We start from the raw sequence: 26,460 nt of genomic DNA on the forward strand, positions 1-26,460 counted from the left end.
AAAGGAACCCCCTTTTGGAGAGGAGACGACAGGAATGTCGTATCCACATCGCTCCAGTGACACGGGCGCCCATCCGGAGATGATGGGCTCGCATCCCGAGATGGCGGAGATGCGGGAACGGCTCGAGCGCACCGCCTCGAGCGGCCCGGCGATCGCCATCGAGGGCCTGGTCGTCCTGGCCGGCCTCTACGCCGCGATCTCACCGTGGGTCGTGCACTTCGCGATCCAGCCCGCCCTCACCGTCAACAACCTGATCGTCGGCATCACCATCGGCGTGATCGGGCTCGGCCTGGCGCTGGCCCCGGAACGCATGTTCCGGCTGGCGTGGGCGCTCGTGCCGCTCGGCGTGTGGCTGTTCATCTCCCCGTGGGTGGTCACTCTCACACACGGCGCGCGGGCGGGCATCATCTGGAACAACTGCTGGGTCGGTGCGGTGACCGCCGCCCTGGGCCTGGCCGCGATGGGACTGACGATCGGCGTCGGACGCGGTCGTCGCGCCCACCACTGACACAACCCACCGCTGACACGAAGGAACACGTCGTGCCCGCACGCCCCGTGCGGACACGGCGTGTGTCACTCCTCGGCGGGGCCCGCACCGCCCGCCACCGGATCGGCCGTGCGGCCGGCGATCTGCAGGCGCTCCTCCGCCGTGGTGGGCATGTCCACGCGCCGGCCGTAGTACCAGGCGCTGAGCGAGGCCTGCAGACGGCGCCGCAGCGGAGCACCCGGGCCAGGGTGCTCCAGCGGCAGCGGGATGTCCCTGACCAGGAGCTTGTAGCGGTGCCGCGGGTCGATGCCCTCGTGGCTCTCCGCCATCCCGCCGGGCAGGTCCTGGTACACCACGCCCGTCTCCTCGCCCTCCTCCAGCAGCTGCCGCTCGTGCCGTTGCAGCGCCAGGCAGATCCGCTTGGTGATCAGATAGGCGAGGACGGGCCCCAGGAAGAACGCCACCCGGAAGATCCAGGTGAGGCCGTTGACGGAGACCTGGAAGGTGGTGGCGATCACGTCGTTGCCGCCGGCCAGCAGCAGGACGGCGTACCAGACGACGGCCGCGACACCGAGGCCGGTGCGCACGGGCCGGTCGCGCGGCCGGTCGCACAGGTGGTGCTCCACCAGGTCGGCGGTGATCCACCGTTCGAAGGCCGGGTAGCAGTAGAGCACGAGGAACAGCAGGGCCGGCAGCACCACCGCGGGCAGTACGACGTTCCACATGAAGGTGTGTCCGGCGACGTTCCACTCCACGCCGGGCATCAGCCGCAGCGCGCCCTCCAGGAACCCGACGTACCAGTCCGGCTGGGCGTCGGTGGAGACCTGGTCGGGGACGTAGGGGCCGTAGTCCCAGATGGGGTTGATCTGGGCGATCCCCGCCAGGACGGCCATCACGCCGAACACGATCAGCTGCAGCCCGGTGGACTTGCCGACGAAGGAGGGATACATGGGCTGCCCGACGACGTTGCGGTTGGTCTTTCCCGGCTCGGACCACTGTGTGTGCTTCAGGTACACCACCATGATCAGGTGCAGGGTGATCAGGGCTACCAGCAGCCCCGGCACGAACAGGACGTGCACGATGTACAGCCGCCGGATGATCGCCTGCCCCGGGAAGGGGCCGCCCCAGGCGAAGAAGGCGAAGTACGTGCCGACCACCGGGATCGACTGCACGATGGAGTTGGCGGTGCGCAGCCCCGTGCCGGAGAGCAGGTCGTCGGGGAGGGAGTAGCCGCAGAACCCCTCCAGGAGGGCCAGCAGGAACAGGGTCACGCCCACGAACCAGTTGATCTCACGCGGCCTGCGGAAGGCGCCCGTGAAGAAGATCCTCAGCATGTGCACCCCGATGGCCGCCACGAAGACCAGGGCGGCCCAGTGGTGCATCTGCCGCATCAGGAGCCCGCCGCGCACGCCGAAGCTCAGGTCGAGGGTGGTCTGGTACGCCTTCGAGACCAGCAGTCCCCGCAGCGGTCCGTACGTCCCCCGGTACGGCACCTCGGCCAGGCTCGGATCGAAGAAGAGCGTCAGGAAGCTCCCCGTGAGCACCAGCAGGACGAAGCTGTACAGGGCGATCTCGCCCAGCAGGAAGGACCAGTGGTCCGGGAACGCCTTGCGCAGCAACTGCCCGGCCAGTTCCGAGACCGGCGCCCTGCGGTCGGCGACGACGTACGCCTGGAACGCGGCCTGCCGCGCCCTCGCCTCGACCCGCGCCCTGCGCCGCCGCATCAGCACGCCCGCATCACGCCCCTTACACGTCTGTACGTGTCATGACGTCGCACGCCGTGACACATGTCGTCTCCGGCGTCCGCCGGGCGACCCCGGTGGCGCGGCGGGCACGGAACGCCCGCCTGCCAGGTGCTTCAATCTTGGGTGTGCGCTCCGGGCGCATCGCGCAGGCGTGCCGGGAGCACCCCCATTGCCACACGGCGGACCCCCGCGGTGCCGGTCGCGACGGACCGGTCGGCGAGGCGCGCGCCGAGCGGCCCGGCGCCTCAGCGAGGAGCAGGAGTGGACAGTCGTAGCGGCATCGTCGACCAGCTGACGCGGGACCACCAGCGGATCCGGGGCCTTTTCGACCGCATCCGGTCCGCCCGCCCGGGCAGCGGCGAGCGGTCGGCCCTGGTCGAGCGGGCCTGTGCGGAGCTGGTGCGGCACACGGTCGTGGAGAAGGCCTACCTCTACCCGGCGGTGCGCCGGTACCTGCCGGACGGTGACCGGTGGGCGGAGCGCGAACTGAGCGCGCACCAGGAGCTGGAGGAGCTGCTGGTGGACCTGGAGGCCGCCGCCCCGGACGGCGAGGAGTTCGGGCAGCTGCTGCTCACGGTCGTCACCAGGACGACGGAGCACATCGTCGAGGAGGAGCAGCTGCTCTTCCCCCGCCTGCAGGCCCTGTGCCCCGCCGAAGCGCTGCGGGAGCTGGGGGCCAAGGCGCGCACCGCCGCCGCGTCCGCGCCGACCCGCCCCCGTCCCGCCGCCCCCGACGCGGCCCCTCTGGTCAAACTCACCGCCCAGGTCTGGGGCCCGCTGGACCGCCTGAGGGATCTGGCCTCGCGCCGCGGACGCAGGTGAAAACGCCCGGCCTCCGGGTGGTCGGGGCGAGGGCGCGTTCCCGGTGGTCGCGCCGCGGCGGTGACGCGGCGCGCTCGTGGTGGATTCGGCGCGTCGGCCCTCGCCGGGAGGGGTACTGCGGAGCTACGGACCGCACCGCACCGCCCGTGCGGGGGCCGGGTCCTTCTTCGCGTACCCGCCGGGCCGGGGCCCGCCGGCGGGTACGCCCGCGGCCACCGCCGTATCCGCCGCAGCGCCGGACCCGAAGGAGTCCGCCCGTGAACGTCGATCGCGAACTCGCGCGGATCGAGAAGCACCTGATGACGCAGGACCCGCTCCTGGCGTCGAAGCTGAAGACGTTCGAGCAGATCACCGCCCCCCGGCCGAGGGCGGCGGGCCGGCGGCACGCGTTCCTCCTCGCCGCCGTCGCCCTGGCCCTGCTCGCCCTCGCCTCCGCCCTCGCCGCCGGCACGGCCACCGAGCACCCCAGGCCGCCCCAGGTGGTCCGGGAGCATCCGACGGGGACCGGTCAGGAGCGGGATGGCCGGTGACGGCGGGGCCGGGTGGACGCCCGTGCGTTGCGGCCGGGCGGGCGCGCGTGCAAAGTGGCGGTCGTGAAGCGCCACGTGCCGCGGGTCCGGCAGGCGGTGCTCCGCCTGGAGCACCGGCTCGGCGCCTACGCCCTGGTCCGGCGCGGCCGCGACCTGGAGCTGATGCACCGGGCCATGGGCTTCGCCACCCTCTCCCTCGTCACGCTGGCGCCCCTGCTCATCGTCGTGGCCGCCGCCGATCCGCTCGGCGAGGGCGGGTTCGCGTCGTGGCTCGTGGACGGCATGGGGCTGTCGGGCCGCTCCGCCCGGGTCCTGACCGACATCATCACCCCGCCGGTCAAGGTGATCGGCACCACGAGCGTGTGGGGCGGGATCCTGCTCGCCGTGTTCGGGGTGTCCTTCGCGGGCAGTGTCCAGAACGGCTACGAACGCATCTGGGGCCTGCCGCCGGGACCCTGGCACCGGGTGTGGCGGCAGGTCACCTGGCTGGGGGTACTGACCGCGTACCTGTACCAGGAGGTGCTGAACGGGCACCAGTTCCACGGGCTGCCCCGGATCGCGGTGTCCGCGACGACGGGGGCGCTGTTCTTCTGGTGGGGCCAGCACTTCCTGCTGGGCGGCCAGCTCCGCTGGCGGACCCTGCTGCCGGGCGCCCTGGCCACCATGATCGGCCTGGGCGGCCTGCGCGTCTTCTCCTACCTGGTCTTCACCCCGCTCATCGTCGACAACGCGATCAGTTACGGCACCGTCGGGATCGTCCTCGTCGTCGAGTCGTGGCTCACGGGGGTCGGTTTCGTCGTCTACGGCGGCGCCATGTTCGGCCGCTGGTTCTGCGAGCACCACTGGACGCCGCACAGGAAGTAGCGCGCCCGGCGGCCCGGGTGGGGCACCCGGCCCCGTGCAGGTTTGGTGAAGCGGGCGGCGGGATACTCCGTGACCGCCCAGCCCGTCCGAACCGCGGGGTGCCCGCAGCCCGGCTCCGGGGCCCCGCGTTCCCGTCGCAGCCGAGGTCGGTCGCCGTGTCCCACGCTCCTGCCCGGTCCCGCTCCGCCGCCGTACCGATCAGAGCCGCCGTCGCACGGACGCCGGGCGTCCGGACCGGCCACCGCGGTCCGCCCCGGTGCGCGCCGCGGCGCCCGCGCCCGGCCGCGGGCCGGCCCACGAGCCCGGGCGAACGCCGGTGAGCGCACTGACGATCGTGCTCGCGCTGTGCGCGGCCCTGTCCAACGCCTCCGCGTCGGTGCTCCAGCGGCGGGCCGCGACGGACGAGTCCACGAGCGGCTCCGGGGCGCGGCAGGCGCTGCGCTGGCTCGTACGGGTGCTGCGGCGTCCGTACTGGCTCGCGGGCGCCGGGCTGCTGGGGCTGTCCACCCTGTTGCAGGCGGCGGCGCTGGCGGTGGGCAGTCTGTCGCTGGTCCAGCCCCTGCTGGCCAGCGAGCTGCTGTTCACGCTGGCCGTCGGCAGCGTCGTCTTCCGGCGGCTGCCGGACCGGCGGACCTGGCTGGCGTTCGCCGCGCTCGCCGTGGGTCTTTCCCTCTTCCTCGGGGCGGCCTCGCCCTCGAAGGGACAGACCACGGCCGAGCCCCGCCTCTGGCTCCTGGTGGGCGCGGTGGTCCTCGGTGTGGTGGCCGCGGTCGTGGCCGCGTCCCGCCTGGTGCGGGGCGCCGCGCGGGCCGCGCTGCTGGGGCTGGCGTCCGCGGTGTCGTTCGCGGCGACGGCCGCGCTGCTCAAGGAGGTCATGGGGCGGCTCGGGCAGAGCGGCGTGGGCGCCGTGCTGACGCAGTGGCCGCCGTACGCGACGCTCGTGGTCGGCGGGCTCAGTTTCCTGCTGCTGCAGAGCGCCTTTCGCGCCGGGAGCCTGACCGCGTCCCAGCCCGCGCTCACCCTCGGGGACGCGCTGACGAGCGTCGCCCTGGGCTGGGTGCTGTTCCAGGAGTACATCGGGCTCGGCGTGCGGGTGGTGCCCGAGGCGATCGGGGTCGCCCTCATCGGCGCGGGCAGTGTGGGGCTGGCCCGTGCCACGGCCACCGACGGCGGCTGGGACACCACGCCGGACGAGCGGGGCGGACCGGGCTCCGACGCCGAGCGGTCCGCCTCCCAGCGGTCCTGACCGGGCCTGCGCGGCCCACGCCGTCTCTCCCGCGGAGGCCCCTGGGATCCCCAGGGCCCCCTCCGAGCCTCCTTCCGGGGAGTTCACTCCTCCCTCAGCAGGGCCTCCACCGCCGCGTGCAGTTCGGCGGGGGTGGTGCCGCCGACCGTGCGCACCGTGCCCCGGCCGTCGACGAGCACATTGGTGGGGACGCCGCGGATGCCCAGGCGGGCGGCGTACTCGCCCGTGCCGTCCAGGAGCACGGTGGCACCGATGTCCCAGACCGCGGCGAAGTTCGCGGCCTCCTGCCGGGGGTCGGTGTTCTCCCAGACGTTGATCAGGATGACGTCCAGCCCGGACCGGGCCGTACGGCGGCGCAGCTGTTCGAGGACCGGCGCCTCCGCGTTGCACGGGCCTCACCAGCTGGCGAAGAAGTTGATCACGTATTTGCGCTCGGCCCACTCCCGCGACGTGCGGATGCGGCCGCCGCGCAGGTCGGGCAGTTCGAACGCGGGCAGCGGCCGGCCCACCAGGGGATGCACGGCGGGCAGGACCGGCCCCGGCAGCCAGGGGCGGTGCACGAAGCTGAGGGTGCCGCTGCCCGCGTTGGACACCAGCAGGGTGTCGGAGACAGGGTCGAGGGCGCAGTCCCCGGGGGCGTTGCCCACGGTGATGCGGTGGGCCTCGCGGCCGGTCGCGGCGTCCAGGACGCTCACGGTGCCGGCGCCTCGGTTGCAGACGTACAGCCGCTCGCCCGCCGCGTCCACGCACATGCCGACGGGCGCCCGCTCCACGGGCACCTCGTCGAGCACGGCGCCGGTGCCGAGCGCCACCCGGGTCACCGTGCCGTGCAGGGAGCTGGCCACGTACAGGTGTCCGGCGGCCTGGTTCGCCACCGCCTTGCAGGGGCCCTCGCGCACGGCGATCCGCCCCAGCGGGCGCAGCGCGGCGGCGTCGAACACGGTGACGGAGCCGGCCATGAAGTTGGCGCAGTAGCCCCGGTCGCGCTCGGTGTCGACGGCGATGCTGCCCGCGCCCAGTTCGGCGGGCACCGTCCCGACCACCTCCAGACGGTCGGCGTCGATGGCGGTGACCGTGCCGTCGGCGGTGTTGCCGGAGTAGACCCGGCGCAGCCCCGGGTGGTGGCCGAGCCCGGCGGGGTAGGCCCCGACCGCCAGCTGCGCGAGACGGGCGCCGGTCACGGCGTCGAGCACCGTGACCGTGTCGGAACGCGCGTCCGCCGAGAAGATCCGCCCGGTCGGCCGGTCCAGGACGATCGGGATCGGCTCCCGGCCCACCTCGGCCCGCCACACGGGGGCGGCCCGGTCCAGGTCCAGGGCGACGACCGCGTCGCTGCGCGAGCAGGCGACGTACACGCGCCGCCCCTCGGGGTCGACGACGACCGCCTCGGGACCCTTGCCCACGGGGCAGTGGACCCGTACCCGGTGGGAGAGGTCGACGGAGCAGGCGGGCCCCTGCTCCGGCCGGTCGCGGTCCTCCATGTCTGAGGGGTGCACGGATGGGGGCGGGTTCAAACAGGGAGGCCGGCCCGGGGGTGCCTCTAGGCCTGGTGCGCCTCCAGTGCCGCTCGTACGCCTGATTCGACGGCGCCCTCGATCCACGACGGCTTGACCGAGGTGTGGTCCCCGGCGAAGCGCAGCGGGCCCTCCGGGGAGCGGATGTACCCGAGGAGTTCCGTGTGCTGGCCGGGGAGCAGTACGGACGCCTCGCCGTAGGCGTAGGGGTCGCGCAGCCAGCTCTGGGTGCGGCCGGCGCCGGTGTAGAAGACCTCCAGCCGCTGCCCGTAGACCTGCTGGAGGCCGCGCAGGGCGTACGGGTAGCGGGCCTCGTCGTCGAAGGAGTCCCAGCGGGAGGCGTCGTCGGCCCAGCTGTAGGAGGCCAGGACCACTCCGCCCTTGCTGCCGGGCACCGGATGCGAGGGGTTGATCATGAAACGGTTGGAGTTGTCCGAGACGGACCCGCCGCCGACGATGTGGGCGGCCTCCGGCTGGTCGCGGCCGACCCAGCGGGTGGCGGCGTAGTGGGCGCGCTGCGCCGGGCTGATGTGGCCGCGCGGCACGGAGGGGTGGGCGCCGAGCAGGCTGCCGTCGGCGGGTGCCTTGCCGCGCCGGTAGTCGTCGTAGAGGCCCGGCCTGATCGCGTCGAGCGCGCGTTTCCAGTCGGCTTCGGTGAACTCCCACCAGCGGCGGCTGAACTCCAGCAGCACCTTGGTCGCGCTGTCGTAGTGCAGTTCGGCGACGGCACGGCGTTTGCCGTACGTCATCAGCGGGGCGACCTGCACCTGCCGCAGCCCGGAGAACGGCACGGTGACGATCGCCAGGTCGGCGGTGAACTGCTCGCGCACTACCTTGCCGTCGCGGCCCTCGGAGACGGTGTCGATCCAGACGTGCGGACCGTCACGGCGTACGTGCGGGGCGTCGTCGGAACCGGTGGCCCGCTGCCGGTCGGCGTCCCAGTACTCGATGCGCGTCGCGCGCCGGTCCGGGCGCAGCACGTCGGAGACCTGGTGCAGCAGCGCGTCCGGGAGCGTCGCCGTGCCGCCGACCAGCTCCCAGAAGGCGGTGTCCGGGCTGATCAGGGACTGGCTGATGAAGCTGTGGATGAAGGACAGCGGCAGCCGTGAGGTCAGGTTCTCCAGGGTGCCGATCAGATCGATGGTGCGCTCGTCGAAACCTGCCTGCTCCGTCAGGAACCGGAACATGGACCAGTCGCCGTAGCGCTGGACGACCCGCGCCCAGCCCCGCACCCGTTCCGGCATGGGCTTGTCGATCCGCTTGCCGTCCGGTCCGACCGTGCTGAACTCGTCGCGCACAGGGTCGAGGGCGCTGCCGAGGATCTTCGAGGAGGGCGTGTCCCAGTACTTGCGCGGCACGCCGAACGACTGGTTGACGCGGCGCGGGGAGCGCGCGTACTCGGAGCGGCGGACGCGGATGCCGTTGACGTGCAGCCAGGCGTGGTTGACGGGTTTGCCGGAACCGTCGACGTCGATGAGGTGGAACGGCCGTTTCTTCAGCCCGAGCTGGTCGATCAGGTGCATCACCAGCGGGTGGCTGCCGGGAATGCGCATCGCGCCGGCCTCCGCGTACTGCCGCCGGTCGGTGAACGGCTGCGCGGCGTGCTCGTGGCCTCCGGTGCGGAAGGTCTTGATGCGGCCTCCTACGCGGTTGCCGTTGGCCTCCAGCAGGGTCACGTGGTGTCCGGCGCGCTTGAGCAGCCAGGCGGCGACGAGTCCGGCCGGGCCGGCGCCCACGACCAGGATCTTCTTGGCTCCCTTCGTGCGGGCACGGGGCAGTCCTGAGCCGAGGATCTTCTCGTACTGCGGTACGAGGGGTTTGTCGTGGGCGTCGACGACCAGCAGGGCACGGGCGACGGCGAGGCAGGTGTCCCAGTCCGCGGTGGCGCGGGGTACCGAGGGGGCCTGCCGCGGGTCGGCGGGAGCGGCCGGGGCGCCCGGTGCGGCCGGGGGCGCTGCCGCGGAGGCGGGTTCGCCGGTGCCCAGGGCGAGGGCGCCGGCGCCGGCGGCCGTACCGGCGGCGGTCGTGAACCGCCGCCGGGACAACGGGGGTTGGCTGGCTGCGGTGCGGAGTTCATGCATGGGTCCTGGATAGGGCACCGGCCGGGCGCCCCGGGCAGGTGATGATCACCGGTCACCTGAACGAGCGAGCGTGGGGGTCGACACGCCCTCGTGCGGCGCTCGTTCACGAGGGTGCGCGCTTCCGCACGCCCCCCGGACGCGACCGGCGGTCTGGAGGAAGGGGTTTGCCCCGCTCCCCCGCCGCGAGGTCATGGACCGGGTGCCGCCTCCGCCGCCGTCCGGCCGGGTCCCGGCACCGCCGGGGGGTCCTCCTCGGCCAAGGTCACCTCGACGCCGCCCGCGCAGCGCGCCACCACGTTGTAGAGGAAGGTGCACAGCGTCGTGAAGACAGTGACCAGCACGACCGTGACGACGGCGAACAGCGTCACCGCGCTCGCCGGCGGCCAGGGGTCCTGGCCCAGCAGCCGCAGCAGGATCCACACCGGCGGCATGGTGACGGCCGCGCACAGGACCAGCCCCAGCGAGAGCAGGAAACCGGACACCATCAGCGTCCACGGTTCGGCGGTGTCCAGGCGCAACCGTGCGCTGCCGGAGTACCAGGGCCGCGGCCCGGGACCGGTCGTCGGCGGTTCCGCTCCGGCGGCGGCGCCGGTGGCGGTGGCGGTGGCGCTCTCGGTGCCGGTGGCGCTCTCGGTGCCGGTGACCATCTCGGCCCCCGTGGCTGTGCTGGCGGCGGCCTCCGTGGCTGTGCCGGCTTCGGCGGCAGCCCCTGCGGCTATGTCCGCTTCGGCGGCAGCCCCTGCGGCTATGTTGGCTTCGGTCTCGGTCTCGGTCTCCGTCTCGGTGGCTGTGTCGGCACCGGTTCGGGTCTCGGTGGCCGCGCCGCTGCCGGCGGCGGTGGCCGCGCCGGACCTCCGGTCGGCGCGTGCAGCACCCTCCGTGCCCTCGGCGCGCTCGGTACGTCTGCTGCTCCGGCCCATGTCTGTCTCCTCCACAGGTGAGAGTCACGGCACGGCGCCCGGCGGTCCGCTCGTCACCGCGTCGGGCGAGCGGAACCCGGGCCTCGGCGGAGCCGCGGAATCCATGCGCCTTCGACGCTATGCGCGGCGGTGCGGGCCCGCACGCGCGGTTCACCCGAACGGCCGGGCGGCGTCCGGCGACCGGGGCGGGCGGGGGTGCCGGGGCGGCCGTCGGTGATCCGTAGGCGATCTGTCGGCGGCGGTTGACACGTTGGGTGACGGGCAGCCCGCCGCGGGCGCCCCGGCCCGTCCGTCCGCCGCTCGCAAGGGAACCGCCATGTCACCGTCCACCTCCTCCGTGCCGCACTGGGACGTCGACCGGCCGCCGCGCGCGGACGGCCGCGTCTTCCTGGTCACCGGCGGCAACGCGGGTATCGGGTACTTCGTCGCGGAGCAACTCGCCGCCTCGGGGGCCGAGGTCGTGCTGGGCAGCCGCGACCCGCGGCGGGCCGAGGCCGCGAAGGCGTCGCTGCGCGACCGGGTGCCCGGTGCTCGCGTGCGCGCCGTGCGGATGGACCTGGCCGACCTCTCCTCGCTCCCGGCCGCCGTGGAGTCACTGGGGGTGCAGCGGCTCGACGCGGTCGTGCTCAACGCGGGGATCGCGCTGGACGACCCGCCGCGCCGGGTCTCCGCGGCGGGCCACGAGCTGATGTTCGCGACCAATCACCTCGGTCACTTCGCGCTCACCGCACGGCTGATGCCCCTGCTGGCCGCCGCCCCGGCGGCCCGGGTGGTGACCATGGGCAGTTTCGCCGCCAGGTCCGAGCGGCTGGACCTGGCGGACCCGCACTCCGCGCGCGACTACCGGCCCAAGCGCACCTACGGCCGGTCCAAGCTCGCGCAGATGTACTTCGGTCTCGAACTCGACCGGCGCCTGCGTGCCGCGGGCAGCGCGGTGCGCAGTGTGGTCGTGCACCCCGGGGGTGCCCTGGACTCGCTCACCCCGCCACGCCCGCTGGTGCACACGCGGACGGCGGGCGCGCGGCTGCTCGGTCTGCCGGCGGCCACCGTGCTCCAGGGCAAGGACGCGGGCGCCTGGTCCGCCGTGCGGGCGGTGCTCGACCCGGCCGTGCGGGGCGGGGAGCTGTGGGGTCCGCGCGTCCTGGGGCTGCGCGGCAGGCCGCGTCGCGAGCCGGTCTGGCCGCACCTCACCGACGGCGCCGTCGCCGCCGAAGTCTGGCGTCTCAGCGGCGAGTTGGCGGACGTCGAACCGCGGGTGGGAGAACGCTGAGGGGCGGAGAGCCTGAGGGGCCGGGGACCCAGGGACCGGGGGCACAGAGGCCGGCGAGGGACGCATCCTTGGCCCGCCCCTCGGTGGATCAGCGGTCGGCCGAAGACGCGTCAAGGGCGCGGAGCGGCCGTCTCGAGGCGCACGAAGGGGATCGACTCCCCCACCCTGCGGTAGGAGGCCTCGCTACCGTCCACGGCGAAGCCCATGTAGGCGCACAGGCGCCGGGCGAGGCGGGGGTGGCGGGGCGCGTAGCGCGCCATGATGTCGCCGCCCTCCTGCGGCGGCAGGAACCGCGCGGTCACCCGGTGGCGGCGGTTGCCGACCTGGATCACCGTCTCCGGTCGCCTGCGCAGGTTCTGGTACCAGTCCGCGCGGGGCCCGAATCCGGAGACGATGGTCCAGCTGCCGCCCGCCGGGTCGCGGGTGACCACTTCGAGGACCACGGTGCGGTCCAGGCCCGACGTCCGCCCGGTGTGGTGCAGCAGGAGCATCCGCTGCCCGAACAACGGGCCCAGTCCCGCCCGGTACAGGCGCAGGGGCAGGCGGGCGACGGTGCGCCGCCAACCGGTGGGCGGCGGGCGGTGTTCGGCCGGTTCCGGCTGCGCGTCCATGGCGCGGAGTCTAGGGGAGCGCGCCGCCCTCCTGAAGGGCCCGGTGCGAATGCCGGGGGCCCGGGCGGAGACCGACCATGCGCCAGATCCGCACCTCGCGGATGATGCCGGGAATCTCCTTGGCCAGCAGTGCGAGCGCCAGCGCGCCCATCACCGCGGCCTCCGCCGCCAGTACCTGCCTGCCTGTCATCCCGGCTCCTTCCCTCTTCCGGCTTGCCCTGCCTGCCCTGCCTGCCCTGCCCGATGCGCCCGGTGCCGTGTCCACGCCCACGGTGTCCACGGTCGTCCGGCCTCGTCCGGCCGCCTCCGCGCTCAGCTGCTCATCCGGGCTCACCCGGGCGAGATGTTCGGCATGGCTTTCAGGATCGCGTTGTGCTTCTTCCAGTGGATGCCGGTGGACCGGCGGGCGTCGGACGTACCGTCCTTGTGGTGGCCCGGCTGGCGGTGGTAGGGCCCCTCGTTGCCTTCGTGCAGCCCGGTGACGTGCCCGGGGGTGTCGGGCCGCACGTCGGGCCTGCCGACTCTGATCCTGCCCATGGTCAACTCCTCACGGTCGCTGCGCCAACTGCGCGAAGAAGTCGTCGACGGCGCCCCACACCCGGTCGCCGCCGGACAGTCCGCGCCATTCCCGGCGTACGACGGCGACCAGCCGGAAGCAGTCGTCGACGGGAACGATCCAGTGGTGCTCGGCGCCGCGGGCCGTGTGGACGAGGAGGGCCTCCACGCCGGGTTGCAGGGTCGCCAGCGACGGGCAGCCGTCCACCAGCCGGCGCCAGGCGCCGGGGTCGGCCTCCCAGCGGGTGGCCCCGGCCGGGCTGGGCCAGTGCCCGGTGGGGATGCCGTCCTGCCCTACCACGAAGAAGGCCAGTCCGACCGGCGCCCCCAGCGCGGCGGTGTCCACCGGGGGCAGCCGCAGGCGCCGCGAGGGCACCAGCCGGTAGTGCCCGCCGCCCGCGGCGTCGTCGGCGAAGAGCAGCGAGCACGCCCGGCAGGCGCACATCAGCTCAGCTCCGCCGTCGGTCCCGGTGTCGAGCAGGTGCCGGTGGTCCTCGGTCACCACCGCGCCGCACAGGTCGCAGCATTCCTCGGCGCCGGTCCGCGCGTCGGCGGCACCGCGGATCAGACGTGCCAGCGTGCCGGCCATGTCAGGCGCGCCAGTAGGGGTCGTAACCGCTGGTCAGCTGGGGTTCGTTGTGCCGCCACTTCGGTTCCTTGTTGACGGCCATGCTGGTGATGCCGCGCATCCGGCGGATGAACGCGCCGTACGGCCTGATGAGGACGGCGGACAGGCTGCCGCCGGTGGGCTCGTCCATGAAGGGCATGAAGGCGTCGGGGAAGCCGGGCATCGTGCAGCCGATGCAGATGCCGCCGACGTTGGGGCAGCCGCCCACCCCGCCCATCCAGCCGCGCTTGGGCACGTTGCAGTTGACCACCGGCCCCCAGCAGCCCACTTTCACCTGGCACTTGGGCGAGTTGTAGTCCTTGGCGAAGTCGCCCTGCTCGTAGTACGCGGCCCGGTCGCAGCCCTCGTGCACCGTCTTCCCGAACAGCCACTGCGGGCGCAGCATGTGGTCGAGCGGCGGAGGCGGCGCGGTGCCCGCCGCGTGCTGGAGCACCCAGGTGAGGGTCTCCATGAAGTTCTCGGGCTGGATCGGGCAGCCGGGGACGTTCACGATGGGCAGGGCGCCCTGCGACTTGAAGTCCCAGCCCAGGTAGTCCGCGAGGCCCATGGAGCCGGTGGGGTTGCCGGCCATCGCGTGGATGCCGCCGTACGTCGCGCAGGTGCCGACCGCGACGACGGCCCAGGCCTTGGGTGCGAGCCGGTCGATCCACCAGTTGAGGGTGAGCGGTTGGCCGGTCTCCAGGTCGTTGCCGAACGAGGTCCAGTAGCCGTCGCCCTCGATGATGTTCTGGTTGGGGACCGAGCCCTCGATGACGAGGATGAACGGGGCCAGTTCGCCCCGGGCGGCCGCCCGGAAGGGCGCGAGGTAGTCCTCGCCGCCCAGGCTCGGCGAGAGCACCTTGTTGTACAGGTGCACCTTCGGCAGCCCGGGGACGAGTCCGAGCACGACGTCCTCGATCGCGGGCTGGCCCGAGGCCGTCATGGAGACCGTGTCGCCGTCGCAGCTCATGCCCTCGGAGATCCAGAGGATGTGGATCTCGTCGAACCCTTCCCGGTCGCGGGTGCCCTGGGGCTCCTGCCCTGCGTGGGTGGTGCCGCTCTCGATGGTCATGTGCTCGGCCTCCCCTGGAGACGGTCGCGGAGTCGGTCGTAGGCGGCGGCCAGTGGGGCGGCCACCGTCAGCGCCGGAGGGTGGTCGGGCGCGTGCGGATGGGGACGGGTGGGGGCGCCCTGCTTGGCCTGGTCGAGGAGCCGGCCCAGTTCGTCGAGGTCCTGCTGGGTCACGTGCTCGCGCAGTGCGGGCATCAGCTCGGTCTCCTGCGCGCGTACGTGCGCCTCGGCCTCCCGCCTGAGCCGGGCCATGAGGTCGCTCTCCCGTGGGTCGCCCGCGGGCAGCTTGTCGAGGGAGAGCAGCAGCTGCTTGACGGCCATGTCCTCGCCCAGGTGCTCGTCCGCCCTGCGCGTGCCGTCCGGCAGGGCCTTCCTGGCCAGCGGGTAGACCATCATCTCCTCGAGCGCCGCGTGCTTGGACAGTTCGCGGACCATCAGCTCGACCACGCCGCGCCGCTGCGTCGGCGAAGCCGCGGCGTGGTAGTCGCGGAAAAGTTGCTCCACCATCCGGTGGTCGTGTTTCAGCAGCTCGATCGCGTCCATCGCTTCTTTCCTCGTCCAAGGCGGCGATCCGCGGCACGGCGGGCGGGCTCGGGCGCGGGTCCTCGGCGGACGACGCACGGAGCGCGGGGGACGGTCCGTCCCCGCCCCAGGCTCACACAGGTCGCCCCCGGCCGCTCGTTCGGCCGGGCCGGACGCGGCGGGCGCGGGCCGCCGTCGCGGCGGTACGCCGCCGTGACCGGGGGGTTTCTCCCACCGCGCCGGTGGCACCCGGAGGGAGCACCGGCGCGGAGCACGGCGGCGGGAACCGGCGGGACGGGACGGACGGGAGACGTGGACATGGGATCACCGGGCGAGGACAGCACGGCGGGTGCGGGCCGGATGGGTGACGCGGCGGCGCGGCTGGGCCAGGACGCGGCGGAACTGGCACGCCACGAGATCCGGGCGGTACGGGACGATCTCGTGGCCGGCCTGCGGGCGTTCGGGGCGGGCGGCGCGCTGATCGCCGGTTCCGGGGTGTGCGGGCTCCTGGCTCTGTGGGCGGCGCACGAGGCGGCGCTGCGGGGCCTGGAGACGGTCATGCCGCGCGGCCGGGCCGCGGCCCTGCTCGCCGGCGTCTACGGGTCCGGTGCCGCCGCCCTCGCCCTGGCGGCCCGCGACCGCGTGAACGCCGCGGCCCGGGCGGCCGCCGAGGCCCTGGAGAAGGAGGCGGACGACCTGCGTCCCGCCCCTGCGGCGCCCGGCCCCGACTCCACGCCGGGCCCGAAGGCTCCCGACCCCGGCGCCTGAACCGCACCGCCCCGACCGCGCGCAGTCCGCGCACAGCCCGGAACACACACCCTGAGCCGCGGCCGGCCTGAACCGAACACAGCCCCGGGCGCCGCCCGCCGCCCACCCGTCGGCGCCCGGCGGACGCCCGCGCCCGCCGCACGCGCGCCTCACCGCGCCCGCGAACCCGGCCCCGCCTCAGACCTCCCGTTCGGGCCAGCCGAGGAGGCGCGCGCCGATGACCGCCGTCTGCAGGGTGTACCGGTGCATGGGGTCGGCCGGGTCGGCGCCGGTCAGCTTGTGGATGCGCTCCAGGCGGTAGGTGAGCGCCCGGACGCTGAGGCTGAGGCGGCGCGCCGCCTCGGCGGCCGTGCAGCCCGCGTCGAAGTACGCGGTGAGCGTGTCCAGCAGCGGCTGGGCACCGCCACGAGCGCCGCGGAGCGGGCCGAGCGTGTCGCGGACGAGGTCGGCCATGGCCTGCCGGTCACGGGTGAGGACGGGGTAGACGAGGAGGTCCGCCGCGCGCAGCACCGGTTCCCGGAGTTCGAGGCGGGCGGCCAGGTCGAGGGCGTTGAGGGCCTCCTCGTAGGAGTGGACCACGCCCCCGGCACCGGGGTGCGGGCGCCCGATGGCGACCCGGCCGCCGTCCGTGGCCGCGTAGGCGTGCTTGGCGAAGAACGCGAGGACGTCGTCCTGGTCGCCCGGGGCCACGCAGACGAGCCGGCCGTCCTTGGTGGTGAGCAGGACGCTGCGCTCGCCGAACCGGGCGAGCAGCGAGGTCTCGACGTGCCGGGTGGCGGGGTGGGTGTCGTCGACGGGTTCCGTGCCCTGGGCGACCGCGACGGCGTGGGCGCGGGAGAAGAGCAGCCCGAAGCGTTCGGCGCGTTCCGCCAGCCGGCCCAGGTCGCTGCGCCCGTAGAGCAGGTCGTCGATGAACTCGCGGCGGGCGGCTTCCTCCTGGCGCATGGCGAGCTTCTGGGCGCGTTCGTGGCCTTCGGCGAACGCGTCGATGGCCTGTTCGACGGCGGCGAGGAACCGGTCCACACCGGCGGCCTGCAGCGCGGCGGAGACCGCGCGGGTCTCGGCGAGGTGCCGGTGGACGAGCCGGCGCAGGCCGTGGCCGGCCTCCGCCGCCCGCTCCCCCTGGGCCCGCAGGCTCTCCAGTTCGTCCCGGGTGAGGCGGCGGCCCGTGACGCACACGTCGGCCAGGATCCGGGTGTAGCCCGCCAGGTATTCGTCGGGCACCTCTGGCCGTGTCACGGACCCTCCCCCGCCTTGATCGGTCGTCGGCGTTGTTCTTAACGCACTCCGAACGGCAGTACCAAACCCGGGCCGTACGCCCTGCCGCGCGCGGCCGGGCCCGGGGCCGCCGGGCGGGCCACCCCTCTGAAGGATCGATTCACCGGGGGGTTTAGCATATGAGCGCTGCCTAGCTCGAAAGAGAAACCTGTGACTGTCAACGACGACTCGTTCACCAACTGGAAGCACCGCGAGGAGATCGCGGAGTCGATGATCCCGATGATCGGGAAGCTCCACCGGGAGCGGGACGTGAACGTCCTGCTGCACAGCCGCTCCCTGGTGAACAAGTCGGTGGTGAGCATTCTCAAGACCCACCGGTTCGCGCGGCAGATCGCCGGCGAGGAACTGTCGGTCACCGACACGCTGCCCTTCCTGGAGGCGCTCACCGCGCTGGACCTCGGCCCGTCGCAGATCGACATCGGCATGCTGGCGGCGACGTACAAGGCCGACGACCGGGGCCTTTCCGTGGCCGAGTTCACGGCCGGGGCGGTCGCGGGCGCCACCGGCGCGGACAAGGCCGAGCGCCGCGAGGGACGCGACGTCGTGCTCTACGGCTTCGGCCGCATCGGCCGGCTCGTCGCCCGGCTGCTCATCGAGAAGGCCGGCTCCGGCAACGGGCTCAGGCTGCGTGCGATCGTCGTCCGCGGGGGCGGCGAACAGGACATCGTCAAGCGCGCCTCGCTGCTGCGCCGCGACTCCATCCACGGCCAGTTCCAGGGCACGATCACCGTCGACGAGGCGAACAGCACCATCCTCGCCAACGGCAACGCGATCAAGGTGATCTACGCCGACGACCCCTCGTCGGTGGACTACACGGCGTACGGCATCAAGGACGCCATCCTCATCGACAACACGGGCAAGTGGCGTGACCGCGAGGGCCTGTCGAAGCACCTGCGCCCCGGTGTCGGCAAGGTCGTCCTGACCGCGCCCGGCAAGGGCGACGTCCCGAACATCGTGCACGGCGTCAACCACGACACCCTCAAGCCGGACGAGCGGATCCTGTCCTGCGCCTCGTGCACCACGAACGCGATCGTCCCGCCGCTGAAGGCGATGGACGACGAGTTCGGCGTGGAGAGCGGTCACGTGGAGACCGTCCACTCCTTCACCAACGACCAGAACCTGCTGGACAATTACCACAAGTCCGAGCGCCGTGGCCGCAGCGCGCCGCTCAACATGGTGATCACCGAGACCGGTGCCGCCTCCGCCGTCGCCAAGGCGCTGCCCGACCTCGAGGCGAGGATCACCGGCAGCTCGATCCGGGTCCCGGTGCCGGACGTCTCCATCGCGATCCTCAACCTGCGGCTGCGGCGCGAGACCAGTCGCGAGGAGGTCCTCGACCACCTGCGCGAGGTCTCGCTGACCTCGCCGCTCAGGCGGCAGATCGACTTCATCAGCGCGCCCGACGCGGTCTCCAGCGACTTCATCGGCTCGCGCCACGCCTCGATCGTCGACGCGGGCGCGACCAAGGTCGAGGGCGACAACGCCATCCTCTACCTCTGGTACGACAACGAGTTCGGCTACTCCTGCCAGGTCATCCGGGTCGTCCAGCACGTCTCCGGCGTCGAGTACCCGACCTACCCGGCGCCCGCGGTCTGACCCGGGCGCCCGGCCCGCCGCACGATCCGGCACCCCCACGCGTACAGGGTGCCGGATCGTCCAGGTGCCGCGGCGGGCACCCCGCCGGTGCGGGGCGCGGGCGGTGTGTGAAACTGCCGCCATGATCCGTGCCGCGACCCCCGCCGACGTGCCCGTCATCCACACCCTGATCCGCGAACTGGCCGAGTACGAGAAGGCGCTCGACGAGGTGCGTGCCTCGCGGGAGCAGCTCGCCGAGGCCCTGTTCGCGGAACGTGCGGCGGCCTGTGCGCACGTCGCCGAGGACGCCGACGGCGAGGTCGTGGGCTTCGCCCTGTGGTTCCTCAACTTCTCCACCTGGCGCGGCGTGCACGGCATCTACCTGGAGGACCTGTACGTACGGCCGCAGGCCCGCGGCGGCGGCCACGGCAAGGCCCTGCTGACCGAGCTGGCCCGCATCTGCGTCGAGCGTGGCTACGAGCGCCTGGAGTGGTCGGTCCTGAACTGGAACCGCCCCGCGATCGACTTCTACGAGGCCCTGGGCGCCCGCCCGCAGGACGAGTGGTCGGTGTACCGGCTGACGGACGAGGCGCTGACCGCGCTGGGCGGGCCGGCGTAGCGGATCTCCCGCGGTCCGGCGGACGTCCGAGGCGGGCCCTCAGCGTTCCCCGGCCGTCCCGGGCGGCGGGAGAGGGCCCCCGATGCGAAAATGTGCGCGTGGGGTCCTGCCCGTGGATGGGGATGACAGCATGGGCGTCAGCGGTGCCGCGTACAGCGCCTTTCCGGGCGATCCGCTCGCCATCACGTCCGCGGCCGTGGCGATCGTCGACTCCGAGGGTCTGATCGTCCGCTGGAGCCCCGGCGCCCAGGAACTGCTCGGCCGTCCGGCCCCTGAGGTGCTGCGGCGGCCCGTGGGAAGCCTGTTCGCCGGCGGGGACCCTGCCGCGGTGGTGCCCCGGCTGCGCCGGATCCGCCGGGACTGGGAGGGCGTGGTGGCCCTGCGTCACCGGGACGGCCACACCGTCCGGCTGGCCGTCCGTGTCTGTCCCCTGGCCGCCGGGACCGGGCCCCCCGAATGGCTGGTCGCCGCGTGCGACGCGGCGGACCGGCGCCGGCGGGAGATGGACGCGGCGCTGGCCCGCGGGCTGCTGGAGCAGTCGCCGCTCGGCGTCGCGGTACTGGACACGGCGATGCGGTACCGCTGGGGCAACGCCGCGATGGCCGCCATGGAAGACCCCGCCGAGTCGGCGCGCGGCCCGGCACGGGCGGGTGCCGACGGCGCCGAGGACCCCCGCCGGGGCGCCGCGGGCGCGCAGGGCGCGGGTCCGGGTGCGGCAGGCACGGGTCTCACGGGCACCGCGGGCGGGGGCCGTACGCGCGGCGGCCGGGCGAGGGCGTCGCCCGTGGTGTCGCGGCAGGCCAGGCAGACCCTGCTCTCCGGCCACTGCCACGTCACCCTCGACCCCGTGCCGCCCCGGCCGGGCCCCCGGGGCGCGCTGTGTCCGGGCGGCTCCAGGCTGCGCGCGTTCTTCCCCCTGAAGGACGCCTCGGGCCGGACGCTGGGCATCTGTTACACCGCCGTCGACCTCACCGGCCGGGATCCCGCGCGCCAGCGGCTGGCGCTGCTCAACGCCGCGAGCGAGCACATCGGGACCTCGCTCGATCTCGACCGGACCGTACGGGAACTGGCGGAGGTCCTCGTCCCGCAGATCGCCGACTTCGTCGCCGTGGACCTCCTGGACGTGGTCCGGGCGCGGGGGATGACGGCCGCGTGGCCGGAGCGCCGTGCGGCGACCCTGCGCCGGACCGCCCATCTGTCCATCCAGGAGGACGAGCCCGACCGGGTCGTGGGGGAGGGCGAGCCGACCCGGTACCCGGTCCGCTCGCCCCAGCGGCGCTGCCTGGCCACCGGCGAACCGCTGCGCGTGAGCGCCGTCGGCCTCACCACCCCCTGGGTCGCCGACGACCCCGCCCGCTGGCACAAGCTGATCCGGCTCGGCGTGCACACGCACCTGGTCGTCCCGCTGCGGGCGCGCGGCGTCACCATGGGCGTGGTCACGCTGATGCGGTGGAAGAACCCCGACTTCTTCGACGAGGACGACCTGCTCCTGGTGACGGAGCTGGTGGCGCGGGCGGCGGTGTGCGTGGACAACGCACGGCGCTACGCCCGTGAGCACCGGGCGGCACTCACCCTCCAGACCAGCCTGCTGCCGCCGGCCCTGCCCGCGCACAGCGCCGTCGAGGTCGCCCACCGGTATCTGCCGGCCGACGCGGAGTCGGGCGTGGGCGGCGACTGGTACGACGTCATCCCGCTCTCCGGTGCCAGGGTCGCGCTCGTGGTGGGCGACGTGGTCGGCCACGGACTGCACGCCGCGGCCAGCATGGGACGGCTGCGGGCGGCCGTACAGACCCTGGCCGATCTGGACCTGGCCCCCGACGAGTTGCTGGCGCGCCTGGACGACCTGGTCGTGCGGCTCTCGGAGGAGGCGGAAGCGGCCGCCGAGGGGCCCACGGAGGTCGGCGCGACCTGTGTGTACGCCGTCTACGATCCCATCGCCCGCAAGATCGTCGTGGCGCGCGCGGGGCATCCCAGTCCGGCGATCGCCCATCTGGACGAACCGGTCGAGTTCCCCGACATCCCGGCGGGGCCGCCGCTCGGGCTGGGCGGGCTGCCGTTCGAGTGCGCCGAGGTACCGGTGGAGGAGGGAAGTGTCATCGCGCTCTACACGGACGGGCTGATCGAGGCGTCGGACCGGGACGTCGACGTCGGAATGGAGCGGCTGTGCTTCACGCTGGCCCATCCGGACCGGCCGCTGGAGGAGATCTGCGACGTCATGGTCCGCACGCTGCTGCCGGACCGCCCGCGCGACGACGTGGCGTTCCTGATCGCCCGGACCCATGTGCTCAGCTCCGACCGGGTGGCCTACTGGGAGGTGCCCGCCGACCCCGCGCAGGTGCACGTGGCGCGCGGCGCCGTGGCCGGGCAGTTGTCCCGCTGGGGGCTGGCCGAGGCGGCGTTCAGCACGGAGCTGATCGTCAGCGAGCTGCTGACGAACGCCATCCGGCACGCCTGCGGTCCGATCGGCCTGCGCCTGATCCACGAGCGGACCCTGATCTGCGAGGTGTCGGACGGCGCCAGTACGTCGCCGCACCTGAAGCGGGCGCACAGCACGGACGAGGGCGGGCGCGGCCTCTTCCTGGTCGCCCAGGTCGCCCTGCGCTGGGGCACCCGGTACACGGGCTGCGGCAAGACGATCTGGGCGGAGCAACAGCTGCCGCGCGGGGACGCCTGAGCGCGTCCCCGCCGGAAAGCGCGCCCCCGCCGGGAGCCGGCGTCGGTCAGCGTTCCTCGCGGAACAGGACGTGCCGGGCGGCGACCGGGTCGTACTTGCGCAGGACGAGCCGGTCGGGATCGTTGAGACGGTTCTTCCGGGTCACGTAGGTGACGCCGGTCCCGGCCGTGGACTTCAGCCGGACGACGGGGCGCACGGTGGTGCGTGCCATGTGATCCTCCTTTCGGCCGCATCCTGGATCGATCCAGACATCGCGACCGGGTGCGTCAACAGCGGGGGCGGCGGCCGCATTCCCCGTTCGGCGCGGGCCGGCGGAACCCCGATGAAACCGGCATACCGGTCGCCCGGCGGGTGAGCGCAGTGCTAGAACTGGGAGCATGATCGGACGTTCCCGCCGGTCCCGGTCGAAGGCGGCAGCGCCGCGCGAAGGCCGGCGGTCCGCTGATCCGTCCCGTCGCCCGGAGCCGCCGCCCTCCCCCGGGCGCCGCCGGCCCTCGCCCTGGGGCCCCGGCACGCTGGCCGCGCAGGTGTTCCTGCTCCAGGTCATCGTCGTCCTGGTGCTGGTCGCGGCGGCGGCCGCCGCGCTGGTCCTGCAAGGCCGCTACGACGGCGAGAACGACGCCCGCAAGCGTTCCCTGGCCGCGGCCGAGGCCTTCGCCCACGCCCCCGGCACCGCCCTCGCCCTGAAGGCCCCGGACCCGACGAAGCTGCTCCAGACACCGGTGCTCCAGGCGCAGGCGGGCGCCGGCATCGACTTCATCTCCGTGCTCGACGTCCACGGGGTGCGGCTCGCCGACACGCAGCCGCGGCTCGTCGGGACCAGGGCGATGGACGTCAGCCGGGCGATCACCGGCGAGACCTTCACCGACACCTTCCACGGCAAGCCGGCCGACGCGGTGCGCGCCGTGGTGCCGGTCATGGACGCGAGCCGCCGGGTGGTCGGCGTGGTCAGCGCCGGGATCCAGGTCGAGAACCTGGGGCACCTGCTGGACCAGCAGGTGCCCATGGTGCTGGGCTCGGCCGCGCTCGCCCTCGCCCTGGCGACCGCGGGCACGGCCCTCGTCAGCAGGCGGCTGCGGCGGCAGACCCACGGTCTCGGCCCCGCCGAGATGACCCGGATGTACGAACACCACGACGCGGTGCTGCACGCGGTGCGCGAGGGCGTGCTGATCGTCGGCGCCGACGGCCGGCTCCTGCTCGCCAACGACGAGGCGCGCCGCCTGCTGGCCCTGCCGGCGGACGCCGACCAGCGGCACGTCACGGAACTGGGGCTGGCGCCGGAACTGACCCGGATCCTGGTGGCGGGCGAGGTCGTCTCCGACGAGGTGTGCCCGGCCGGTGAGCGGCTCCTGGCGGTCAACACCCGGCGCACCGCCCCGTACGCGGACGCGCCGGGCCTGGTGGCCAGTTTCCGCGACACCACGGAGCTGCGGGCCCTGTCGGGGCGCGCGGAGGTGGCGCGGGGCCGCCTGACCCTGCTGTACGAGGCCGGGGTGCGCATCGGCACGACGCTGGACGTCCGGCGCACCGCGGAGGAACTGGCCGATGTGGCGGTGGACCGGCTGGCGGACGTGGTCACCGTGGAACTCCTGGAGGCCGTGCTGCACGGCGAGGAGCCCACGGGGGCGGTGCACCGCATGCGCCGCACCGCGCTGCGCGGCTCCCGGCACCCGTTGCAGCCGGTGGGCGATCTGATCCAGTTCGTGGTGGCCGACACGCCGATGGTCGCGGCGCTGCGCCGGGGCAAGGCCGTACTGGTGCCGGACCTGCGGGCCGCCGCGGACTGGCGGGCCCAGGATCCGGAGGGCGCGCGGCGGGTGCTGGCCTCCGGCATCCACTCGCTGATCGCGGTGCCGCTCAGGGCGCGCGGCGTGGTGCTCGGGATGGTCAACTTCTGGCGGGGCGCCGGGTCGCCGCGGTTCGAGGAGGAGGACGTCGCGGTCGCCGAGGAGCTGGGGGCGCGGGCGGCGGTCGCCATCGACAACGCCCGCAGGTACTCCCGCGAGCACGCCATGGCCGTGACGCTGCAACGCAGTCTGCTGCCCAGGGACCTGCCGGAGCAGGACGCGCTGGAGGTCGCCTGGCGCTACCGCCCGGCGCAGTCGGGCGTGGGCGGCGACTGGTTCGACGTCATACCGCTGCCGGGGTTCCGGACGGCGCTCGTCGTCGGTGACGTGGTGGGGCACGGGCTGCACGCGGCGGTGACCATGGGGCGGCTGCGGACCGCGGTGCTGAACTTCTCCTCGCTGGACCTGCCTCCGGACGAACTGCTCGGCCACCTCGACGAGATGGTGGCCCGCCTCGACACCCCTGCCGAGGGCGCGGACGGCGAGGGCTCGCTGGTCACCGGGGCCACCTGCCTCTACGTCATCTACGATCCGGTGGGCGGGCACTGCACCTTCTCCCGCGCCGGGCACGTCACGCCCGCCCTGGTGGACCCGGTGGGCCGGGTGACCTTCCCCGACCTGCCGCTGTCGCCGCCGCTGGGGGTGGGCGGTCATCCGTTCGAGACCGGGGAACTGGTGCTGTCCGAGGGCAGCCGCATCGTCCTGTTCACCGACGGCCTGGTCGAGGACCGGCGGCGGGACATCGACGAGGGGCTGACGATGCTCGCCTCGGCGGTCGGGCACCCGGACCAGACGCCGGAGGACACCTGCCGGGCGCTCATGGAGACGATGCTGCCGGAGCACCCGAGCGACGACGTGGCCCTGCTGGTGGCCCGCACCCGGCTGCTCGATCCGTCCCGGGTCGCGGTCTGGGACGTCCCGTTCGACGTCAGCGCGGTCTCGCGGGTGCGGACGGAGGTGAGCCGGCGGCTGCTCGACTGGGAGCTGGAGGAGTCGGCGTTCGCCACGGAACTGATCCTCAGCGAGCTGCTCACCAACGCGATCCGCTACGGCGCTCCCCCCGTGCGCGTGCGGATCCTGCTGGGCTCCACCCTGGTCTGCGAGGTGTCGGACGGCAGCAACACCTCCCCCCGGCTGCGCCGGGCGGCCACGACCGACGAGGGAGGCCGGGGCCTGTTCCTCGTCTCGCAGTTCGCGGACCGGTGGGGCACGCGCTACGTGGCGAACGGCAAGGTCATCTGGGCGGAGCAGAGCCCGGGCGGCGCCCGGCAGCCGGACCCGTCCGCGCTGCTCGACCAGCTGGCCTGGTGAGGGGCGGGCTCGCACCTGGCGGGGGGCGGACGCACAGGAGTGCGGGCCCCGGCCGGCTGACGCGCGGTGACCGCTCCTCGCGCCTTATTAGACGCTGAGTCAAATTACTGAACCGTAACCTGCCTGCTGCTACCGGCGGTAACAGCAGGTGGGTACGGTCTCGTTCCACACTTCCCCGCCCGCGCGCCCGGCCTCACCCCAGGAGGTTCCCCATGCCCGCGTCCAGAAGGCTGCTCGCCGCGGCCGTCGCCGCCGCCTCGTGCCTCGGCGTCCAGGCGCTCCCGGCCGCCGCGGCCACCGGCTCCGGCCCGGTGGTCTCCCGCGGCGTCACCATCCCCGAGTTCTACAACCCGCCCGCCCAGCTGCCCGCCGCCGACGGCGCCCTGATCCGCAGCGAGCACCTCCCGCTCGCCCTCAGCCTGCCGAGCCTCGACGGGCCGCTGCCGGGCCGGGCCACCCGCCTGATGTACAAGTCGACCGACTCGAACGGCGCGCCCGTCGCCGTCACCGGCGCCTACATCGAGCCCACCGCGCCCTGGAAGGGCACCGGAGCGCGCCCCCTGGTCGTCGTCGCGCCCGGCACCATGGGCCAGGGCGACCAGTGCGCGGCCTCGCTGGGCCTGGAACACCCGCTGTCCCTCAACGGCCGGACGGTGTCCGTCGGCTACGAGGACCTGTCCGTCTACCGGCTGCTGGCCCAGGGCACCGCCGTCGTCGTCACCGACTACGTCGGCCTCGGCGCCACGGACCGGCTGCACACCTACGTCAACCGCGTCGACGGCGCCCACGCCGTCCTCGACGCCGCCCGCGCCGCACGCGCCGTCGCGGGGGCGTCCGTCACCGCGGCCTCACGCGTCGGGCTCTTCGGCTACAGCCAGGGCGGCGGCGCGACCGCCGCCGCTGCCGAACTCCAGCCCTCCTACGCCCCCGACGTCCCGCTCGCCGGGACCTACGCCGGCGCACCGCCCGCCGACCTGACCGAGGTCACCGAGGGCATCGACGGCAGCGAGCTGGCCGGCGCCCTGGGCTGGTCGCTCAACGGCTTCCTGCAGACCGACCCGGAGCTGCGCCCCATCGCCGAGGCCCACCTCAACGCCGCCGGTAAGGCCGCCCTGGCCGACCTGTCGACCATGTGCGTGGGCGACGCGATCCTCCACTACGGCTACGCCAAGAGCACCAAGTGGACGACCGACGGGAAGTCCCTCGGCGCCATCATCGGCGCCGACGCCACACTCCGGGCCTTCCTCGACACCCAGCGCATCGGCAGGCTGGAGCCGGCCGGGCCGGTGCGCGTGGCCACCGGCGTCAGCGACGACCTGGTGCCGCACGGCCAGGCCCGGCAGCTCGCCGTCGACTGGTGCCGCAAGGGCGCCGACGTCACCTACGCGCCGGTCGTCCTGCCGAACGTCGTCAGCCCCCTGCTCAACCACTTCGGACCGCTGCTCGCCGACCAGGGCACCGCCGTGTCCTGGCTCACCGACCGCCTGGCCGGCAAGCCGGCCCCGTCCAACTGCCTCACGATGCCCGTACAGCCCTGACCCGC

At 73.9% G+C, this 26,460-nt stretch carries 24 protein-coding genes and 1 pseudogene; 12 read left to right on the forward strand and 13 right to left on the reverse strand.

Going from position 1 to position 26,460, the window contains the following annotated elements; genetic code table 11:
* Positions 1 to 34 precede the first annotated feature (34 nt).
* A complete protein-coding gene (locus AB0G56_RS00645) occupies positions 35 to 508 on the forward strand; it encodes an SPW repeat protein (RefSeq protein ID WP_360961392.1) in 474 nt (157 codons plus the stop codon).
* Between the two features lie 65 nt (positions 509 to 573).
* Here AB0G56_RS00645 and AB0G56_RS00650 read toward each other — a convergent pair whose 3' ends face one another.
* Positions 574 to 2,217, reverse strand: coding sequence for a ubiquinol-cytochrome c reductase cytochrome b subunit (locus AB0G56_RS00650; RefSeq protein WP_360961395.1), 1,644 nt, complete (start codon positions 2,215 to 2,217; stop codon positions 574 to 576).
* Between the two features lie 276 nt (positions 2,218 to 2,493).
* Between AB0G56_RS00650 and AB0G56_RS00655 the strand changes: the two genes are divergently transcribed.
* The 4 genes from AB0G56_RS00655 to AB0G56_RS00670 all read left to right on the forward strand — a co-directional run bounded on the left by AB0G56_RS00655 (position 2,494) and on the right by AB0G56_RS00670 (position 5,694).
* On the forward strand, positions 2,494 to 3,054 hold the full coding sequence (locus AB0G56_RS00655) for a hemerythrin domain-containing protein (RefSeq protein ID WP_360961398.1): 561 nt from the start codon (positions 2,494 to 2,496) through the stop codon (positions 3,052 to 3,054).
* A 257-nt stretch (positions 3,055 to 3,311) separates the two neighbouring features.
* Complete coding sequence (locus AB0G56_RS00660; protein WP_360961401.1) at positions 3,312 to 3,584, forward strand: DUF3040 domain-containing protein; 273 nt, start codon at positions 3,312 to 3,314, stop codon at positions 3,582 to 3,584.
* 96 nt (positions 3,585 to 3,680) lie between these two features.
* Positions 3,681 to 4,448, forward strand: coding sequence for a ribonuclease BN (locus tag AB0G56_RS00665; protein ID WP_360962207.1), 768 nt, complete (start codon positions 3,681 to 3,683; stop codon positions 4,446 to 4,448).
* Positions 4,449 to 4,764: 316 nt separating this feature from the next.
* On the forward strand, positions 4,765 to 5,694 hold the full coding sequence (locus AB0G56_RS00670) for a DMT family transporter (protein WP_360961404.1): 930 nt from the start codon (positions 4,765 to 4,767) through the stop codon (positions 5,692 to 5,694).
* Between the two features lie 83 nt (positions 5,695 to 5,777).
* On the opposite strand, the pseudogene AB0G56_RS00675 reads toward AB0G56_RS00670, so the two are convergent.
* The 4 genes and pseudogenes from AB0G56_RS00675 to AB0G56_RS00690 form a co-directional block, all read right to left on the reverse strand.
* Positions 5,778 to 6,077, reverse strand: a pseudogene (locus AB0G56_RS00675) (TlpA disulfide reductase family protein); the annotation flags it as partial.
* A gap of 12 nt (positions 6,078 to 6,089) precedes the next feature.
* The gene (locus tag AB0G56_RS00680; protein WP_360961407.1) at positions 6,090 to 7,175 is read right to left on the reverse strand and encodes a hypothetical protein; all 1,086 of its coding nucleotides are present in this window, start codon (positions 7,173 to 7,175) and stop codon (positions 6,090 to 6,092) included.
* 59 nt (positions 7,176 to 7,234) lie between these two features.
* Positions 7,235 to 9,289: an FAD-dependent oxidoreductase gene (locus tag AB0G56_RS00685; RefSeq protein ID WP_360961410.1), complete on the reverse strand. Its 2,055-nt coding sequence runs from the start codon at positions 9,287 to 9,289 to the stop codon at positions 7,235 to 7,237.
* 188 nt (positions 9,290 to 9,477) lie between these two features.
* Positions 9,478 to 10,209 carry a DUF3566 domain-containing protein gene (locus AB0G56_RS00690; RefSeq protein ID WP_360961412.1) on the reverse strand — a complete coding sequence of 244 codons (732 nt, stop codon included), beginning with the start codon at positions 10,207 to 10,209 and terminating at the stop codon, positions 9,478 to 9,480.
* Between the two features lie 316 nt (positions 10,210 to 10,525).
* Here AB0G56_RS00690 and AB0G56_RS00695 point away from each other — a divergent pair, with 316 nt between their 5' ends.
* On the forward strand, positions 10,526 to 11,479 hold the full coding sequence (locus AB0G56_RS00695) for an SDR family NAD(P)-dependent oxidoreductase (protein ID WP_360961415.1): 954 nt from the start codon (positions 10,526 to 10,528) through the stop codon (positions 11,477 to 11,479).
* 110 nt (positions 11,480 to 11,589) lie between these two features.
* Here the strand turns inward: AB0G56_RS00695 and AB0G56_RS00700 are convergent, their stop codons facing one another.
* From AB0G56_RS00700 to AB0G56_RS00725, 6 genes are all read right to left on the reverse strand, one after another.
* Positions 11,590 to 12,090 carry a nitroreductase family deazaflavin-dependent oxidoreductase gene (locus AB0G56_RS00700; protein WP_360961418.1) on the reverse strand — a complete coding sequence of 167 codons (501 nt, stop codon included), beginning with the start codon at positions 12,088 to 12,090 and terminating at the stop codon, positions 11,590 to 11,592.
* 10 nt (positions 12,091 to 12,100) lie between these two features.
* On the reverse strand, positions 12,101 to 12,280 hold the full coding sequence (locus tag AB0G56_RS00705; RefSeq protein WP_360961421.1) for a hypothetical protein: 180 nt from the start codon (positions 12,278 to 12,280) through the stop codon (positions 12,101 to 12,103).
* A gap of 140 nt (positions 12,281 to 12,420) precedes the next feature.
* The gene (locus AB0G56_RS00710) at positions 12,421 to 12,627 is read right to left on the reverse strand and encodes a hypothetical protein (protein ID WP_360961424.1); all 207 of its coding nucleotides are present in this window, start codon (positions 12,625 to 12,627) and stop codon (positions 12,421 to 12,423) included.
* 10 nt (positions 12,628 to 12,637) lie between these two features.
* Positions 12,638 to 13,234 (reverse strand): DUF5947 family protein, encoded by a 597-nt coding sequence (locus tag AB0G56_RS00715; RefSeq protein ID WP_360961427.1) that lies wholly within the window; start codon positions 13,232 to 13,234, stop codon positions 12,638 to 12,640.
* A gap of 1 nt (position 13,235) precedes the next feature.
* Positions 13,236 to 14,324: a hydrogenase expression protein HypE gene (locus AB0G56_RS00720; protein WP_360961430.1), complete on the reverse strand. Its 1,089-nt coding sequence runs from the start codon at positions 14,322 to 14,324 to the stop codon at positions 13,236 to 13,238.
* Positions 14,321 to 14,866, reverse strand: a complete 546-nt coding sequence (locus tag AB0G56_RS00725; protein ID WP_360961433.1) for a hemerythrin domain-containing protein — start codon at positions 14,864 to 14,866, stop codon at positions 14,321 to 14,323. The genes AB0G56_RS00720 and AB0G56_RS00725 overlap by 4 nt, the downstream gene beginning before the upstream one ends.
* A 297-nt stretch (positions 14,867 to 15,163) precedes the next feature.
* Between AB0G56_RS00725 and AB0G56_RS00730 the strand changes: the two genes are divergently transcribed.
* The gene (locus tag AB0G56_RS00730) at positions 15,164 to 15,613 is read left to right on the forward strand and encodes a phage holin family protein (protein ID WP_360961436.1); all 450 of its coding nucleotides are present in this window, start codon (positions 15,164 to 15,166) and stop codon (positions 15,611 to 15,613) included.
* A gap of 177 nt (positions 15,614 to 15,790) precedes the next feature.
* On the opposite strand, the gene AB0G56_RS00735 is transcribed toward AB0G56_RS00730, so the two are convergent.
* Positions 15,791 to 16,852: a helix-turn-helix domain-containing protein gene (locus AB0G56_RS00735; protein ID WP_360961439.1), complete on the reverse strand. Its 1,062-nt coding sequence runs from the start codon at positions 16,850 to 16,852 to the stop codon at positions 15,791 to 15,793.
* A gap of 189 nt (positions 16,853 to 17,041) precedes the next feature.
* On the opposite strand from AB0G56_RS00735, the gene AB0G56_RS00740 reads away from it, so the two are divergent.
* From AB0G56_RS00740 to AB0G56_RS00750, 3 genes are all read left to right on the forward strand, one after another.
* Positions 17,042 to 18,487 carry a glyceraldehyde-3-phosphate dehydrogenase gene (locus tag AB0G56_RS00740; protein ID WP_360961442.1) on the forward strand — a complete coding sequence of 482 codons (1,446 nt, stop codon included), beginning with the start codon at positions 17,042 to 17,044 and terminating at the stop codon, positions 18,485 to 18,487.
* A 121-nt stretch (positions 18,488 to 18,608) separates the two neighbouring features.
* On the forward strand, positions 18,609 to 19,085 hold the full coding sequence (locus AB0G56_RS00745) for a GNAT family N-acetyltransferase (RefSeq protein ID WP_360961445.1): 477 nt from the start codon (positions 18,609 to 18,611) through the stop codon (positions 19,083 to 19,085).
* A gap of 130 nt (positions 19,086 to 19,215) precedes the next feature.
* Positions 19,216 to 21,759: a SpoIIE family protein phosphatase gene (locus AB0G56_RS00750; RefSeq protein ID WP_360961448.1), complete on the forward strand. Its 2,544-nt coding sequence runs from the start codon at positions 19,216 to 19,218 to the stop codon at positions 21,757 to 21,759.
* Between the two features lie 46 nt (positions 21,760 to 21,805).
* Here the strand turns inward: AB0G56_RS00750 and rpmG are convergent, their stop codons facing one another.
* Positions 21,806 to 21,970 (reverse strand): 50S ribosomal protein L33, encoded by a 165-nt coding sequence (rpmG, locus tag AB0G56_RS00755; protein ID WP_037855128.1) that lies wholly within the window; start codon positions 21,968 to 21,970, stop codon positions 21,806 to 21,808.
* A 166-nt stretch (positions 21,971 to 22,136) separates the two neighbouring features.
* Between rpmG and AB0G56_RS00760 the strand changes: the two genes are divergently transcribed.
* Both AB0G56_RS00760 and AB0G56_RS00765 read left to right on the forward strand, forming a co-directional pair.
* Positions 22,137 to 24,917 carry a SpoIIE family protein phosphatase gene (locus AB0G56_RS00760; protein ID WP_360961451.1) on the forward strand — a complete coding sequence of 927 codons (2,781 nt, stop codon included), beginning with the start codon at positions 22,137 to 22,139 and terminating at the stop codon, positions 24,915 to 24,917.
* Positions 24,918 to 25,129: 212 nt separating this feature from the next.
* Positions 25,130 to 26,455 (forward strand): lipase family protein, encoded by a 1,326-nt coding sequence (locus AB0G56_RS00765; protein WP_360961453.1) that lies wholly within the window; start codon positions 25,130 to 25,132, stop codon positions 26,453 to 26,455.
* Positions 26,456 to 26,460: the final 5 nt, after the last annotated feature.

Source organism: Streptomyces sp. NPDC021356, from assembly GCF_040641015.1.
GTDB lineage: Bacteria > Actinomycetota > Actinomycetes > Streptomycetales > Streptomycetaceae > Streptomyces.

Bases quoted from the DNA above. Each gene is read 5' to 3' on its own strand.
- AB0G56_RS00710 (WP_360961424.1), bottom strand. From the start codon at position 12,627: ATGGGCAGGATCAGAGTCGGCAGGCCCGACGTGCGGCCCGACACCCCC.
- AB0G56_RS00690 (WP_360961412.1), bottom strand. From the start codon at position 10,209: ATGGGCCGGAGCAGCAGACGTACCGAGCGCGCCGAGGGCACGGAGGGT.
- AB0G56_RS00750 (WP_360961448.1), top strand. From the start codon at position 19,216: ATGGGCGTCAGCGGTGCCGCGTACAGCGCCTTTCCGGGCGATCCGCTC.
- AB0G56_RS00715 (WP_360961427.1), bottom strand. From the start codon at position 13,234: ATGGCCGGCACGCTGGCACGTCTGATCCGCGGTGCCGCCGACGCGCGG.
- AB0G56_RS00720 (WP_360961430.1), bottom strand. From the start codon at position 14,324: ATGACCATCGAGAGCGGCACCACCCACGCAGGGCAGGAGCCCCAGGGC.
- AB0G56_RS00760 (WP_360961451.1), top strand. From the start codon at position 22,137: ATGATCGGACGTTCCCGCCGGTCCCGGTCGAAGGCGGCAGCGCCGCGC.
- AB0G56_RS00645 (WP_360961392.1), top strand. From the start codon at position 35: ATGTCGTATCCACATCGCTCCAGTGACACGGGCGCCCATCCGGAGATG.
- AB0G56_RS00700 (WP_360961418.1), bottom strand. From the start codon at position 12,090: ATGGACGCGCAGCCGGAACCGGCCGAACACCGCCCGCCGCCCACCGGT.
- rpmG (WP_037855128.1), bottom strand. From the start codon at position 21,970: ATGGCACGCACCACCGTGCGCCCCGTCGTCCGGCTGAAGTCCACGGCC.
- AB0G56_RS00680 (WP_360961407.1), bottom strand. From the start codon at position 7,175: ATGGAGGACCGCGACCGGCCGGAGCAGGGGCCCGCCTGCTCCGTCGAC.
- AB0G56_RS00695 (WP_360961415.1), top strand. From the start codon at position 10,526: ATGTCACCGTCCACCTCCTCCGTGCCGCACTGGGACGTCGACCGGCCG.
- AB0G56_RS00725 (WP_360961433.1), bottom strand. From the start codon at position 14,866: ATGGACGCGATCGAGCTGCTGAAACACGACCACCGGATGGTGGAGCAA.
- AB0G56_RS00705 (WP_360961421.1), bottom strand. From the start codon at position 12,280: ATGACAGGCAGGCAGGTACTGGCGGCGGAGGCCGCGGTGATGGGCGCG.
- AB0G56_RS00730 (WP_360961436.1), top strand. From the start codon at position 15,164: ATGGGATCACCGGGCGAGGACAGCACGGCGGGTGCGGGCCGGATGGGT.
- AB0G56_RS00685 (WP_360961410.1), bottom strand. From the start codon at position 9,289: ATGCATGAACTCCGCACCGCAGCCAGCCAACCCCCGTTGTCCCGGCGG.
- AB0G56_RS00765 (WP_360961453.1), top strand. From the start codon at position 25,130: ATGCCCGCGTCCAGAAGGCTGCTCGCCGCGGCCGTCGCCGCCGCCTCG.
- AB0G56_RS00745 (WP_360961445.1), top strand. From the start codon at position 18,609: ATGATCCGTGCCGCGACCCCCGCCGACGTGCCCGTCATCCACACCCTG.